This window comes from Methylobacterium sp. 1A (genome assembly GCF_058072805.1).
Genome location: NZ_JBYQVE010000001.1, coordinates 1,145,147 through 1,159,232, shown reverse-complemented (window position 1 = coordinate 1,159,232; position 14,086 = coordinate 1,145,147). Strand labels below are relative to the sequence as shown.

The window sequence follows — 14,086 nt, the reverse complement described above, 5'->3', positions numbered from 1 at the left end:
CCGATGAACCCTCCGTCGGCCGCGGCCTCTAGCGGGCAGTGTCGCCCACAAAGGTTGGCGGAGGGTGCAGATCAGGCGGAGCGTTTCAGGAACAGGCCGACGGCCGTACGGAGCGTGCCGCGCATGAAGATCCAGGCGAGGCCCAGATAGGCCGCGATCCCGAGTCCGACCGCCGCGAACAGGCCGACCCGGTCCCCGAGGGCGGCGTGGATCGGCCCCTGGACGACCAGCACCAGCCCGGCCATCGCGCCGGCGCAGAGCGTGATCGGCGCGAGGAGCCGCACGAGCCGCCCGTTCGTGACCGGGACGACGCGCCCGGCGCTGGCGACGATCGCGGGCGTGAACAGGTAGGCCCGCACCACGTGCCCGGCGACCAGGGCGGCGAGGCCGAAGGGCGCGGTGACGACGGCCGCCGCGGCGCCGAGGCCGAACTGCGCGCCGGCGAGCCGCAGGGCCGTGCCGTTGCGGCCCAGGGCCGTGAAGATCATCCACAGCATCGAGGTGGCGACGAATTCCGGGGCGAGGAGCGCGAGCGTCCGCAGCACCGGCGCCGCGTCGTGCCACTGGTCGCCGAACAGGAACGGGATGAGGGTCGGGGCGACGGCCGCCATGCCGAAGAAGGCGGGCACGGCTAGGAACGCGGAGGCCTCGGTGAATCCGTGGAAGGCCGCGGCCAGCTCGCCCGGACGGTCCTGGAGGCGCGCGTAGGTGGTCAGCCCGACCGTAGTCAGCGGGATGACCGCGACCTGGCTCACGAGGTCGATGCAGCGCCACGCGAGGCGCAGGTAGCCGACATCGGTGGCGGACAGGAAGTAGGCCGCGATGACTTCCTGGCTCCGGATCGAGGCGACGAGCAGCAGATAGGTGCAGAACAGCCGCGAGCCGAACGCGATCTGCTCGCGCACGGAGGCGAGGTGCAGCCGCAGCGGCGGAATCCAGCGGGCCGCCGCCCAGGTCAGGAGCGTGGTCGCGGTCGCGGCGACGAGCCGCTGCACCACCAGGCTCCAGACGCCGTAGCCGTCGAGGGCCAGCACGAGGGCCGCGGCGCCGCCGAGCACGTTGGCGCCGAGCGCCCGCAGGGCGAGCTTGCGGAAGCCGAAGCTCCGCTGGAGCCGCGCTTCGTGGATCGCACCCGCTGCGGTGATGACGAAACAGGCGGAGAGCGCGCACAGGACCGGCCGCAGCGCCGGCAGGTCGAAGATCCAGGCGATCGGGCCGGCCAGGGCCACGAGGCCCACGGCGCACAGGACGCCCGCGGCAAGCATCACCCAGAAGGCGGTGGCGGCGAAGTCCTCGTCGAGGTCGGCGCGCTGGACCACCGCGTCGGGCAGGCCGCAGCGGGCGACGATCTGCAGGATGTCGATAAAGACGGCGGCGATCGCCACCATCCCGAACTCGGCGGGCCCGATGAGGCGGGCGAGCACGAGGAACGCCCCGAAGCTGAGGACCACGTTGCCGACCGAGGCCACCGCCACCCAGCGCGCGGCGTCGAACGAGCGCCGCGTCACCGCGGCGCCGGAGGCGAGCCCCGGCTCCTCCTCGGCGGCGGCCGCCTCCGACAGGACCGGCGCGGCGGCGCTCACGGGCGGCTCGCCCGACGCTCGGCAACGAGTTCGGCGTAGAGATCGAGATACTTCTCGGCGACGCGCTCCGAGGTCGATTCGCGGATGACGTGCTGGAAGGAGCGCTCGTCCGGCAGGTCACCGCGGCCGCGGGCGATCACGGTCCGCAGCCGTGCGGCGAGGTCGGCGTCGTCGCCCGGCGTGAACAGCCAGTCGGCGTTGTCCTCGCCGATCAGCTCGGGGATGCCGCCCGAGCCCGCCCCGATCACCGGAACGCCCATCGTGTAGGCCTCGTAGATCGTCCGCGGCGACGGCTCGGCCCAGAACGACGGGACGATGAGCACGTCGATCGCGCTGAGAAACTCGGCGGGTTTCGCCCAGCCGACGAAGTCGATGGGCAGGCCCTCGGCCTGCGCCTTGAACCGCTCGATCGAGTCGTCCATCGCGTGGCCGGCGACGAGGCAGCGCCAATCGCCGGGACCGATCCGCCGGAAGGCGTCGATCATCGTGCCGACCCCCTTCTCGGTGTTGATCCGGCCGAGATAGCCGAAGGTCATCGGCTGGCCGGTCCGGTCGATCCGGCGCCTGGCCTCCGGGTCGCCCTCTGGGACGGTGCAGGAATAGAAGATCACCCGGCGCCGCTCGGGCGCGAGATGCGCGAACAACCCGTGGTCGACATGGGTCTTGAGGATCTCGGTCCCGACGCTGACGACCGCGTCCACCGACCGGTTCGTGATCTGCTTGGCGGCGTTGACCACCTTGCAGCCCAGGTGCCAGCGGTCGCACGGCTTGCCGTCCCTGAACATCGCGGCGTTGCCGCAGATCAGGTCGTACTCGCAGACCGTGTGGACGATCGGGATCCCGCGCTTGGCCGCCTCGCGCCAGACGAGAGTCGAGACGTCGAGCAGCGAGTGCGTGTTCACGATGTCGGGCCGGAAATCGTCGAGGACGCGGCCGAACTCGGCCGCGACGGCGAAATTCCACTGCTGCTTGAGCTTCGCCCAGGCGCGGCCGAAGCGGCTCGCCTGGGGCCAGTCCTCAAGCCAGAAATCGTTGTGGTGGGCCATGCGGTAGACGGTGACGCCGCCGCGCACGCTTTTGGGCTCGGGTTCCCGGGCGATGCAGGCCGCCGCCACCGTATGGCCGGCCGCGACGAGTTCCTCGGCGAGGTGCTCCACCGAGCGCTCGGCGCCGCCCACGATGTAGGGCGGGTAGAGGGCGCTGAGATGCAGGATCCGCAGGGGGCCGGTCACCGCGCGCGCGGCCGCCTGATCCCTCGGGCGGTCCCGGTCCTGGGCGCGGGGTTCCTCCGAGAGGACCCGGGCGTAGCTCGACGACAGGGTGGGGGTCATCATGAACGGCACTCGCTGAGGTGCGGGCGCTCCGCGCGGGCGGAAGGCTCGGGAAGCGGTTCGATGGAGGCCGCGTCGCGGGTCGCGGCGTAGAGATCGAGATAGGCGGTCGCCACAGCGACCGGATCGGTGCCAGCGCGGATGCGTGCGGCGCGGGCGAGCCCCTCGGCGAGACGGGCCGGCTCCGCGATGATCCGGGCCATCGCGGCGGCGAGCGCCGGCGCGTCGCCGGGCGGGACCAGCCAGGGGCCGGACCCGACCTGCTCGCCGATGCCGCCGGTCGCGGTGCCGATCACCGGGACGCCGCGCCCGTAGGCCTCTGCCACCGTCCGGCCGAAGGGCTCGGGCCAGATCGGCGGGACCACGAGGCAGTCGAGAACGTCCAGGAAGGCGTCGCGCTGGGCGTAGCCCGGGAAGGTCACGGGCAGGCCCTCGGCCAGGGCTCGGTAGCGGTCCAGTCCGTCCACGGCACGGCCCGCAACAGCGAGGCGCCAGCCCGCCTCCGGCAGGCGCCGGCAGGCGTCGAGGAGGACATCGAGTCCCTTCGCACCCTCGATCCGGCCCAGATAGCCGAACCGGACCGGCGCGCCGGGCGCCCGCTTCGCCCGCGTCACCGGCGAGCCGGGCGGGATCGGGTTCCAGATCACCCGGCGCAGCGCCGGCGGCACGTGGGTGAAGAGGCCGGCGGCGAGGTGGCGGTCGAGGATGTCCGAGCCCACGGCGGCGACGGCCGTCACGGCGCGCTGGCAGCGCCGGTGCGGCGCGGCGTAGAGGCGGCACTTGAGATGCTGCTGGGCGCAGGGACGCCCGTGGCGCACCATCGCGCCGTTGGTGCAGAGGCTGGTGAAGTCGTGCAGCGTGTGCACGACCGGCACCCGGAGCCGCCGCAGCATCGGCCAGAGCGCCGGCGGTAGCTCGGAGATGGAATGCGTATTCACGAGGTCGGGGGCGAAGTCCCGGACCGCCCGCGCCATCCGGTCGACGGCGTGGCGGTTCCACTGCGCCGCGACCTTGTAGCGGAGGCGCTCGACCCGCCCGCGCTGCGGCCAATCGAGGATGTGGAACGGCGTCCCGTAGCCGATCCGGTAAACGGTGACGCCGTCCTGCAGGACCGGTTCGCCTTCGGTCCGCGCCGCGCAGGCAACGGCGACGCTGTGGCCGAGATCCGCCTGGGTCCGGGCGAGGGTCTCGACCATCAGTTCGGCGCCACCGACCTGCTCGGGCGCGTAGAGGGAGCTAAGGTGCAGGATGCGCATGCGGCACCTCCCGGGCGCTGCGCGCCGCCGCGCCGTCCCGCAGCGCCTCGAGCAGCAGCGTCTCGTAGCGGCGGGCGGTCTCGGCCCAGTCGTAGCGCCGGACATTGTCGCGGCCGCGGGCGATCAGCGTGTCCCTGAGATTGGGCTCGTCCAGCAGGCGGCGCAGGCACTCGGTCAGCGCCGCCGCGTCGGCGGGATCGAAGATGAGGGCGCCGGCTCCCGCGATCTCGGGCGTCGCGGAGCGGTCCGAGCAGATCACCGGACAGTCGAGGGCCTGCGCCTCCAGAACGGGCAGGCAGAATCCCTCGGCGAAGGACGGGACGCACAGGCACAGCGCGCCGCGATAGAGGGCCGCCAGCCTGTCGTCGCCGATGCCCGACAGGCGGGTCAGGGGGACCGGCGCGTCGCCGAGTGCGGCGGCGACGGCCTCGTCGGAATCCTCGCCGACGTGGACGATCCCGATCTCCGGCCTCCCGAGCGCGACCACGGCGCGCGCCAGGGTCGCGAAATTCTTGTTGTAGAGGGCGTTGCCGACGGCCAGCACGTACGGCCCCGCCGGGACTTCGGCGCCGGAACTAGCCACCGATGGGTCCAGCATGGCCGCGGACGGCACGGTGCGCGTCCGGCCGCGGAGCCGCGGATAATGGTACTCCAGATCGCGCCGTGTCGCGTCCGAGACGGCGATTACCCGGGCGCTGTTGCCGAGGACCAGGCGGAAGATCGGGTCGGTGGTCAGGGCCTCGCGGGAGCGTATGCGCTCGGGCAGGGTGCGGAAATAGAGGTCGTGCACCACGCTGACGCGGGCGCGGCCGCCGAAGGCCGCCCCGTACGGGTCGATGTTCAGCACCACGTCGATGGCGCCGGCGCGGCACAGCCGCGGGACAGCGAGGCACTGGCGCAGGACGTCGAGCAGCATGATTCGCGGTCGCGGCACCGTCACGACCTCGACGCGGTCGCGGATCGACGCCGGCAGCTGGTCGCGGCGCCACGGGGATCGGAGCACCACCGCGAAGGTGCCGCGCGCGACCAGGCCGGCGATCACCCGGAAGGCGACGAGCGCGACGCCCGACGGCCGACCGGCATGCTGGCTCGGCATGTTGACGAGGACGCGCGGCATGGCGGGTCTGGCGGCTCCGAACGGGAAGGGGGGTCGCCGGCCCGTCAGGCCCGGCCGGCGACCTGGAGGATGATGTCGACGAGATGGCGCTGCATGCGCTCCGCGCCGTAGCGGGACAGCGCCCGCTCGCGCGCGAGCGCGGCGCGCGCCCTGAAGGCGCCGGGATCGGCGAACAGCGCCGACAGGGCCGCCGCGAGGCGATCCGGCCGACGCGGCGGAACCAGCGTCCCGGCCGCGCCGCCGTCGAGGATCTCGGCGGAGGCGCCGGCGTCGGTGGCGATCACCGGCACGCCGACCAGCATCGCCTCGACCAGGGTGCGACCGAACGGTTCGGGATCGACCGAGGGGTGCACGACCGCGTCGACCGCCTGCATCAGCCGGGGGACGTCGTCGCGCTGTCCGAGGAACAGCACCCGGTCCGAGAGGCCGCGCCGCGCCGCGAGGTCGCGCAGGTGCGCCGCGTAGGCATCCTCGCCGAAGAGCGGCGCCCCGACCACGACGCAGCGGAGGCCGGACAGGGTCGCCAGCGCCTCGATCAGAACGTCCTGCCCCTTCCAGGGCGCGAGGCGGCTGAAGACGCCGACGAGGGGGCCGTCCGGCAGGCCGAGTTCCGCGCGCAGAACGGCGGCGGAGCAGGGTGCCGGATCGACGTCGAGGCCGTTCGGCACGACGCGGATCAGCGACCGGCGCCCGCCGGCCTGGACGAAGGCCCGCGCGGCGGCCTCGGAGGGAACGATCACCCGGGCGGCGCAGAGATTGGCGAGCCGGATCTGCAGGATGCGCTGCGCCCGGCCGAAATGCGCCCCGTCGAGGATGTCGTGGAGGTGCCAGATCAGGGGGCGCCCGGCGGCGCGCGCGGCCAGAGACGAGAGCAGGAAGGCCTTCTGCGAGTTGGCGTAGACCACGTCGCAGGACCGGGCCGATCGGGCGATCTCCAGCGCCAGGGAACCGAGCTGTCCCAGGACCGGTAGCGCGCTCAGCGGTGACACGTCCCGCCGGAGGCCTGCCAGGGCGGACCGGCGGCGCGCGAGACGGATCTCCAGACCCGCGTCGCGGAGGGCCGCGGTCAGCGCGCCGTCCTCGAACAGGAAGGCGCTGGAGCCCGCCCAAGGCCGGACTGCGTCTCGGAGCACCAGCTCGGCACCGGACATCGTTCCGGTATGGCTCACGAACAGGACCCGCGGCCGCGCGGCGACGACGGACCGCGCGGCCTGCGCCCGGTCCAGGAGGCTGCGCTTCGCGAGCGCGTCGGCGGGGAGCACTTCGGTCATCGCGCGCTCGCGGCCGTGCGGGGATCGGGCAGCGGCATCACGTCGTAGGTCGACTGGATGCCCGGGCGGACCATCGTCATGGCGATCCCGAGGACGTGTCCACCGGCGCGGCGCAGGTTCGCCACGGTCTCGACCGTATCGGAGAGCTGCGAGCGGCCGTAGCGGGCGCAGCAGAGCACGCCGTCGACGTGGCGGGCCAGCATCGCCGCATCCATCAGGAGGCTGGTCGGCGGGGTGTCCAGGAGGACGAGGTCGTAGCGGCGGCTCCACTTGAGGAAGTCAGCCATCCGGTCGCCCATCAGGAGCTCGGTCGAGTCGGCCGTCGGCGTTCCCGCGGGGATGACGTCGAAGCGTCCGGCCTGGACCACCGCGTCGGCCGGGTCGATCTCGCCACGGAGCACGCCGCCGAGGCCGGGGCCGCGGCCGAGCCCGAGGGAGGCCTCGAAGTTCGGCCGCCGCAGGTCGCACTCGACCACCAGCACCCGGCGGCCGCTCGCTGCGCCGATGCCGGCCAGCGCGAAGGCCGTGAACGACTTGCCCTCCCGCGGCTTCGCCGAAGTCACCAGGATGACGCGGGACTTGCCGGCGCCCGCCAGCACGAGATGGGCGTGCAGGTTGCGCAGGACGTTCTGCATCACCGGGTCGACCCGCGCCCGCGCCAGGGCCTCCGCGAGGTCGAGCTCGCGCTGCCGCTCGGAGAAGCGGCCGACGAGGCCGGCGGGCTCCAGGCTCGGCAGCTGCGCGAAGACCGGGGCGCCGGTGCCGGCCATGAGCTGCGCCGAGGTGCGCACGCGCCGGTCGGTGTAGTCGCGCAGCAGCGCGGCGGCGGCCGCGAGCACGCCCGCCAGCACGATGCCGCCCGCCAGGAACGGCACGGCCTTGGGCGAGAACGGCTCCTGCGGCAGCTCGGCGAGGCTGACGAGCCGCGTGCTGCCGGTGAGGATGCGCCGCTCGGTCTCCAGCTCGCCCGCCCGCTTGACCAGATCGGCGTAGCGGGTGCGCTTGATCTCGGCGTTGCGCACCATGCCCTCGATCGACGCCTCGTCGTCCATGGCGGCGGCGGCGTCGGTCTTCGCCGTCTCGAGCTGGGCGCGCAGCGACTTGGCCAGGGCGTTCGAAGCCTCGTAGGACTTGCGCAGGCCCTTGGCGACGTTGCCGATCTCCTGCTCGATCCGCGCGCGCAGGCTCGCCTGCTCGGTCTCGAGCGCCCGGATCACCGGGTGGTTCGCGCCCAGCAGGGTGCTCTGGTTGGCGAGCTGCGCGCTGACGCCGCTGAGCTGCTGCTTCAGCGAGACGATGGTCGGGCTTGCCAGGACGGCCGGGGCGCTGTCGGCACCGCGGGCGCCCTTGGCCTCGATCTCGGAGAGCCGCGCGGCCGCGTCCGCCTTGGCGGTCTCGGCCGCGGCGAGCTGCTGGCTGATGCTGGTGAGCCGCTCCGCGCTGATCGGGGCGAGCGAGCCCTTCAGCAGGCCCTTGCGGCGCCGGAAGGTCTGGATGCGGGTCTCGTCGGCCCGGATCGAGGCGTCCAGCTGGCTGATCTCGGTGTGCAGCCAGTCGGCCGCGGCCTTGCGGCTCGAGGCCTGCGCCTCGCGCTGGTCGTCCAAGAAGGCGTTGATCAGGCCGTTGGCCATCGTCTGCGCCGTCTCGGGCAGCGGCGACTTGTAGCCGATGGTGATGATGCGCGAGCGGCCGGAGCTCAGGACCGTGTAGCGCTTCTGCAGGTACTCGACGAGCGCGTTGCGGTCGGTCGTGAGCTTCGTGCAGGCGGCGTCCTTCTTCTCGCTGATCCGGTCGGGATGCCCGCCCGAGGCCGCGTAGCGGCACTCGGCCAGCACCGCGGCGACGAGGTTGTCGTCGATCGCGAGGCGCAGGAGCCGCGGCGAGCGGATCACCAGGATCTGGCTCTCGATGTCGGCCGGGTCGCCGATCTTCTGGATCCAGGCCATCGAGGCGTTGTTGGCGCCCGGTTCCGCCTCGGCCACGATGACCGAGCCGCTCGCCACGTATTGCCGCTGGATCATCAGCAGGGCGGTCACGGCGAGGCCGAGGACGGTGGCGAACACCGCCGCGAACAGGTAGCGGCGATGCCAGATCCGGGCGAGGGCCGCGGCCAGCGGACCGCCGCGCGCCGGCTCCTGGGCGAGGGCGCGAACCGGCGTCCGGTCGGCCAGATCGACAGTCAGGAAGGACATGCGGCGCGTCCTCAGCCGACGGCTTCGAGGCGCGGCAGGATCCGTGGGCGCGTCTCGCAGGCGGCCCGGTGCATCGCCATCTGGTCGTCGACGAAGGTCGAGAACCGGCTGCGGAACAGCTCGGCCGAGAACATCTCGGCCTGCGCCCAGCAGGCCTCGCGGGTGAAGTGGCTCTCCTGCAGCAGGAAGCGCTGGACGCACTCGGCGATCGCCACGGGCTCGGGCGTGTCGAAGAACATCCCGGTGCGCTGCGGGCCGCGGGTCTGGACCGTCTCGCGGGCGCCCCCGCGGCCCAGCGCGAGGACCGGCGTGCCCTCCGACGTGGCCTCGACCACGATGATCCCGAAATCCTCCTCGGCCGCGAAGATGAAGGCGCGGGCCGTGGCCATGAGGTGGCGCAGCTCCGCGTCGGGCACGAAGCCGGAGAACGACACGTTCGGCCCCGCGATCTCGCGCAGCCGCGCGGCATCGGGCCCGGTGCCCGCCACCACGAGTTCGAGGTCGGGGAGCAGCGCGAACGCGCGGATCACCGCCTCGACGTTCTTGTACGGCACGAGCCGGCTGGCCACGAGGAAGTGGTTGCCGCGCGGCCCGTCATACCGCTGGCTCGGCAGCGTGATCGGCGGGTGGATGACCTCGGCGGTGCGGCCGTAGACCTTGTGGATGCGGCGGGCGACGAAGGCGGAGTTGGCCACGATCGCGTTGGGACCGGCCGCCGTGCGAAAATCCCAGACGCGCATCCGGTGCAGGATCAGCCGGGCGAGCACGCTCTTCATGCCCGCGTCGCAGCCGCTCTCCCGCAAGTAGGTGTGCTGCATGTCCCAGGCGTAGCGCATGGGCGAGTGGATGTAGGAGACGTGGAGCTGGTCGGGCCCGGTGAGGACGCCCTTCGCCACCGCGTAGCTGCTCGAGATGACGAGATCGTAGGCCGAAAGGTCGAACTGCTCGATCGCGAGCGGCATCAGCGGCAGGTAGTTGCGGTGCCGCGTCCGCGCGAAGGGCATGCGCTGGATGAAGCTCGTATGCGCCTGGGTGTAGCCCAGCCGCGCCCGGTCCGCTTCGGGCAGGAAGTCGAAGAGCGCGAAGACATCCGCGTCCGGGTAGATCCGCAGCAGCTGCTCGAGGACACGCTCGGCGCCACCGACGATGTACAACCAGTCGTGAACGATCGCGACACGCATCACAGCTTCCTCGTCGGTGCGCCGGACGCTGGACCATGCATTCCGTCCCGCCGGTCCCGCCGGTGACAGCGGGCCAAGGCACACACGAGAGGGTAATAGCAGCGTGATCTGTAAAAAAGGGGTCACCGCCGCAGCAACAGTCGAAAATAGGGCCTGTTTAGACGCGAGACGCGGCGTGTAAACTTAATTTTTGCCAATAATTAACGTTAAGCGAAGGATGTTCTCAGACCTGCAATCTTCGACATCATTCCCCGTGGGCGCCCGCTGCGCCGGGTCGGCACACCGGCGGCGGGGGCCCGGCTGCGCGGCCTACGAAGCGGCCGGAACGGGCAGGGGATCGGGCGAGGGCCGCCGGTCGAGCCGGCGCCGCAGGGCCGCGATCACCGGCGTCTCGACATACCGGAACAGCAGTTCGCCGGCGGCGACAGCCGCCGGGAACGCGATCGCGAAGATCAGGGCGGCGCGCGCGAAGCCGGGCGCGACGACGAGCGCCGCGATCTTGGCGGCGCTGTGCAGCAGCAGGTTGTGGACCAGGTAGAAGGAATAGCTGGCATTGCCCTGCGACAGCAGCCAGCGCGACTTCAGGGCGATGCCGCCCCGCTCCAGCAGCAGCATCGCACCGACGATCAGGACGGCCGCTGACCCCCAGATCAGCGGGCGCGCGAAGCCGGACAGCTCGGGGCTGACGCCGAGCGCGTCGGTCACGATCTGGCCGCCGAGGATGAGCAGAAGAGCGGCCGCGACGGCCGCGCACGCCACGCGCCGGACCGGGAAGCCCGCGGCCGGCGCCCGGAGCCGCAGGTAGGCGTATCCCAGCCCGATGCCGGCGGCGAACTCGATCAGGATCGGCTTCGTGTAGTACGCCCAGTAGAGATTCGACGCGGGCAGCAATCCGAGCAGGATCAGCGCCAGGAAGATCGCGGCCGCACCGAGCGCCCGGAAGGCGGGTCTCGGCACCATGAGCAGCGCCGCGAAGACCACGTAGAAGAACATCTCGTAATTGAGTGTCCAGCCCACGGAGTTCAGCGGCTCGACGAAGCGGCCGCGGGAGAACGGCAGGAAAAGCAGGGACTGGACGACGTAATCCGGCCGGATCTCCACGATCCCGATGGGCTTCAGGCCCGTCAGCGCGATCAGCGCCAGGGCGAGCGTGACGAGCCAGTAGACCGGGACAACGCGCGACGCGCGGCGGAGCAGGAACTCGCCCGGGCTCTCGCGGCGCCCGCTCGTGCTCACGAACATGATGAACCCGGAGAGCACGAAGAACACGTCGACCCCGCTCGCGCCGAAGGCGAACAGATCCGGCCTCGGCAGCACGGGGCCGATGTAGAGGCCGAAATGCGTGAGGAAGACGAGGTACGAGGCGACGGCGCGCAGGATTTGGAGGTTGTAGATCATCGCGCGCCGGCTGATCGCTGGGCCCGCCCGGGACGGGCGACGTCGCGCCCTTATGGCCGAGATGGCCCCGCCGCGTCACGACGAGTCCGGAAACGTCCTAAATGGCCCGCGTCTCAAATTTAAGATCAGGCGGGGCATTTGCACGCATGAGTTGCTAAATCCGCGAAATCTCTGGACGGACGATCACGAAAGCAAGAGCTGGAAAGTGATCGTAAAGGTGGCGCCGCCGAATGTAGGCCGCCGGTCACATCCGGTTCCTGTTTGCACGGCGCGCAACCCTGTGTCGCCCTCTACGGACCGCTATTTACTATTAATCAATAGATAATTTGACGCCGAGCCGATCCGTTCAATAGCGTCGTGATAACTGGAATAAGGAGTTCCGCCTTGAACATCGCTCAAGACATCCGTGAGATTCTCGGGGCGAACGAAGCCTTCGCCGGGAAGGCCGACCAGCTCTCCGAGGATGACAGCCTGTTCGATCTCGGGCTGGACTCGTTCGGTTCCGTCCAGCTGATGCTGGGCCTCGAGGAGCGTTTCAGCATCGAGTTCCCCGACGAGCTCCTGAACCGCAAGTCCTTCTCGTCGATCCGCGCGATCCGCGAGGCCGTCTCCACCCTGATCCAGCAGGAAGCCGCATGAGCACGCTCGCCGCGCGCGCCGAGCGGGCCGCGGCGGTGGCGGCGCACCACGCCGACGCCGTCGACCGCGAAGGCCGCTTTCCCGCAGAGGCCGTGGCCGCGATGAGGGCCGAGCGGCTGCTCGGTCTCCAGATCCCGGGCCAGTTCGGCGGGGAGGGGGCGGGGCTGACGCAGATCGCCGAGCTGTGCAGCACGCTCGGGCAGGCCTGCAGCGCGGCCGCGATGGTCTTCGCGATGCACCACATCAAGGTCTCCAGCCTCGTGACCCACGGCCTCGACAGCCCGTGGCACGGGCGCCTGATGGAGCGCATCGCGCGCGAGCAGCTGCTGGTCGCCTCCTCGACCACGGAGGCGGGCATCGGCGGGGACCTGCGCAACAGCCTCTGCGCCGTGGAAACGACCGGCGAGGTCTTCGCCCTCGGCAAGGACGCGTCGGTGATCTCCTACGGCGCCCACGCCGACCTGATCCTCGCCACGGCCCGGCGCCATCCGGACGCCGCGACGTCCGATCAGGTCCTCGTCGCGCTGATGGCCGACCAGATCTCCCTCGCGCGAACGGGCGACTGGGACACGCTCGGGATGCGCGGGACCTGCAGCGACGGCTTCCGCCTGGAGGCGCGGAACGTCCCGGTCGAGCAGATCCTGCCGAAGCCGTTCGCGGAGATCGCCGCCCAGTCGATGCTGGCCTCCTCGCACCTGCTGTGGAGCAGCGTCTGGTACGGGATCGCGACCTACGCGGTCGACCGCGCCCGCGCCTTCGTGCAGGCCGAGGCGCGGCGCCGGCCCGGGCAGGTGCCGCCGACCGCGACGCGCCTCGCCGAGGTCTCCAGCGCGCATCAGGCCATGCGCGGCACCATCGTGTCGGCCCTGCGCCGCTTCGAGGACGCGCACGGGGACGCCGACACGATCGGCGCGGTCGGCTTCTGCGTGATGCTCAACAACCTGAAGATCACCGTCTCCGACATGGCGGTCGACATCGTCCGGCGGGCACTCGCGATCGTCGGCCTCGCCGGCTACCGCAACGACACGCCCTTTAGCCTGGGGCGGCCGCTGCGCGATGTCCTCTCCGCGCCGCTGATGATCGGCAACGACCGCATCCTCGCCAACACCGCCAAGCTCCTGCTCGTGCAGAAGGGCAGCGGCCAGCTCATGAGTGCGTGATGGAATCGATCTCCTCTGCCCCCGTCGAAGTGCTGCTCGAGGACGAGCCGGCCGGCGGTCCCACCTTCCTCGACCGCCTGTTCGACCACGGCCTGCTCGTCCGGACCGGCGTCGACGGCCTCTACGGCCGCAGCGGCGGCTTCGAGAGCGTCGTCGACGCCCTCGACCGGATGATCACGCGACTCGGGGCCGCCGAGGAGGCCGAGGTGCTGCGCTTCCCGCCGGCCATGAGCCGCCCGGCCTTCGAGCGCAGCGGCTACCTGAAGGGCTTCCCGAACCTCGCCGGCACCGTACACAGCTTCTGCGGCGACGCGCGCGGCCACGCCGAGATCCTCGCCTGCCTCGAGGCCGGGACCGACTGGACCGGGCAGCAGGAGGCCACCGACATCGTGCTGACGCCCGCGGCCTGCTACCCGGTCTACCCGGTCGCCGCCGCGCGGGGCGCGCTGCCGGCCGAGGGCCGCCTGTTCGACCTGCAATCCTACTGCTTCCGGCGCGAGCCCTCGCTCGAGCCGACCCGGATGCAGCTGTTCCGGATGCGCGAATACGTGCGCATGGGTAGCCCCGAGCAGGTCCTGGCCTTCCGCGAAGCCTGGCTCGAGCGCGGCACGGCCATGATCCGCGCCCTCGGTCTCCCCCTCGCGATCGACGCGGCCAACGACCCGTTCTTCGGCCGCGCCGGCCGGATGCTCGCCAACAACCAGCGGGCGCAGGGACTGAAATTCGAGCTGAACGTCCCGGTCAACAGCGTCGACAAGCCGACGGCCTGCCTCAGCTTCAACTATCACCAGGACCATTTCGGCAGCACCTGGGAGCTGCGCCAGGCCGACGGCGAGGTCGCCCACACGGCCTGCGTCGGTTTCGGCCTGGAGCGGATCACGCTGGCGCTCCTGCGCCACCACGGGCTCGATCTCGCCGCGTGGCCGGCCGCCGTGCGCGCCGAGCTGTGGGGCTGAGG

General features: G+C 71.6%; 11 protein-coding genes. 3 read left to right on the top strand and 8 right to left on the bottom strand.

Features of this window, described 5'->3' with window-relative positions; all coding sequences use genetic code 11:
* Positions 1-71: 71 nt before the first annotated feature.
* From ACX9MN_RS05575 to ACX9MN_RS05540, 8 genes are all read right to left on the bottom strand, one after another.
* Positions 72-1,583, bottom strand: a complete 1,512-nt coding sequence (locus ACX9MN_RS05575) for a lipopolysaccharide biosynthesis protein (protein WP_489723901.1) — start codon at positions 1,581-1,583, stop codon at positions 72-74.
* Positions 1,580-2,803, bottom strand: coding sequence for a glycosyltransferase family 4 protein (locus ACX9MN_RS05570; protein WP_489725208.1), 1,224 nt, complete (start codon positions 2,801-2,803; stop codon positions 1,580-1,582). The genes ACX9MN_RS05575 and ACX9MN_RS05570 overlap by 4 nt, the downstream gene beginning before the upstream one ends.
* A gap of 110 nt (positions 2,804-2,913) precedes the next feature.
* Positions 2,914-4,170, bottom strand: a complete 1,257-nt coding sequence (locus tag ACX9MN_RS05565; RefSeq protein WP_489723900.1) for a glycosyltransferase family 4 protein — start codon at positions 4,168-4,170, stop codon at positions 2,914-2,916.
* On the bottom strand, positions 4,151-5,287 hold the full coding sequence (locus tag ACX9MN_RS05560; protein WP_489723899.1) for a glycosyltransferase family 4 protein: 1,137 nt from the start codon (positions 5,285-5,287) through the stop codon (positions 4,151-4,153). Before ACX9MN_RS05560 ends, ACX9MN_RS05565 begins: the two co-directional genes overlap by 20 nt.
* Positions 5,288-5,331: 44 nt before the next feature.
* Positions 5,332-6,558: a glycosyltransferase gene (locus ACX9MN_RS05555; protein WP_489723898.1), complete on the bottom strand. Its 1,227-nt coding sequence runs from the start codon at positions 6,556-6,558 to the stop codon at positions 5,332-5,334.
* Positions 6,555-8,750, bottom strand: coding sequence for a GumC family protein (locus tag ACX9MN_RS05550; RefSeq protein ID WP_489723897.1), 2,196 nt, complete (start codon positions 8,748-8,750; stop codon positions 6,555-6,557). The genes ACX9MN_RS05555 and ACX9MN_RS05550 overlap by 4 nt, the downstream gene beginning before the upstream one ends.
* An 11-nt stretch (positions 8,751-8,761) precedes the next feature.
* Positions 8,762-9,931 carry a glycosyltransferase gene (locus tag ACX9MN_RS05545; RefSeq protein ID WP_489723896.1) on the bottom strand — a complete coding sequence of 390 codons (1,170 nt, stop codon included), beginning with the start codon at positions 9,929-9,931 and terminating at the stop codon, positions 8,762-8,764.
* 309 nt (positions 9,932-10,240) lie between these two features.
* Positions 10,241-11,329: an acyltransferase family protein gene (locus ACX9MN_RS05540; RefSeq protein WP_489723895.1), complete on the bottom strand. Its 1,089-nt coding sequence runs from the start codon at positions 11,327-11,329 to the stop codon at positions 10,241-10,243.
* 390 nt (positions 11,330-11,719) lie between these two features.
* On the opposite strand from ACX9MN_RS05540, the gene ACX9MN_RS05535 reads away from it, so the two are divergent.
* Genes ACX9MN_RS05535 through ACX9MN_RS05525 form a run of 3 tightly spaced genes read left to right on the top strand, consistent with a single transcriptional unit; the run spans position 11,720 to position 14,084 of the window.
* Positions 11,720-11,968 (top strand): acyl carrier protein, encoded by a 249-nt coding sequence (locus ACX9MN_RS05535; RefSeq protein ID WP_170855117.1) that lies wholly within the window; start codon positions 11,720-11,722, stop codon positions 11,966-11,968.
* Positions 11,965-13,128 (top strand): acyl-CoA dehydrogenase family protein, encoded by a 1,164-nt coding sequence (locus ACX9MN_RS05530; RefSeq protein WP_489723894.1) that lies wholly within the window; start codon positions 11,965-11,967, stop codon positions 13,126-13,128. The genes ACX9MN_RS05535 and ACX9MN_RS05530 overlap by 4 nt, the downstream gene beginning before the upstream one ends.
* A complete protein-coding gene (locus ACX9MN_RS05525; protein ID WP_489723893.1) occupies positions 13,128-14,084 on the top strand; it encodes an amino acid--[acyl-carrier-protein] ligase in 957 nt (318 codons plus the stop codon). The genes ACX9MN_RS05530 and ACX9MN_RS05525 overlap by 1 nt, the downstream gene beginning before the upstream one ends.
* Positions 14,085-14,086 lie beyond the last annotated feature (2 nt).

What these genes read in the sequence shown, in the direction of transcription:
- ACX9MN_RS05565 (WP_489723900.1), bottom strand. Translation starts at nt 4,170, where the DNA reads ATGCGCATCCTGCACCTTAGCTCCCTCTACGCGCCCGAGCAGGTCGGT.
- ACX9MN_RS05560 (WP_489723899.1), bottom strand. Translation starts at nt 5,287, where the DNA reads ATGCCGCGCGTCCTCGTCAACATGCCGAGCCAGCATGCCGGTCGGCCG.
- ACX9MN_RS05555 (WP_489723898.1), bottom strand. Translation starts at nt 6,558, where the DNA reads ATGACCGAAGTGCTCCCCGCCGACGCGCTCGCGAAGCGCAGCCTCCTG.
- ACX9MN_RS05550 (WP_489723897.1), bottom strand. Translation starts at nt 8,750, where the DNA reads ATGTCCTTCCTGACTGTCGATCTGGCCGACCGGACGCCGGTTCGCGCC.
- ACX9MN_RS05545 (WP_489723896.1), bottom strand. Translation starts at nt 9,931, where the DNA reads ATGCGTGTCGCGATCGTTCACGACTGGTTGTACATCGTCGGTGGCGCC.
- ACX9MN_RS05540 (WP_489723895.1), bottom strand. Translation starts at nt 11,329, where the DNA reads ATGATCTACAACCTCCAAATCCTGCGCGCCGTCGCCTCGTACCTCGTC.
- ACX9MN_RS05530 (WP_489723894.1), top strand. Translation starts at nt 11,965, where the DNA reads ATGAGCACGCTCGCCGCGCGCGCCGAGCGGGCCGCGGCGGTGGCGGCG.
- ACX9MN_RS05525 (WP_489723893.1), top strand. Translation starts at nt 13,128, where the DNA reads ATGGAATCGATCTCCTCTGCCCCCGTCGAAGTGCTGCTCGAGGACGAG.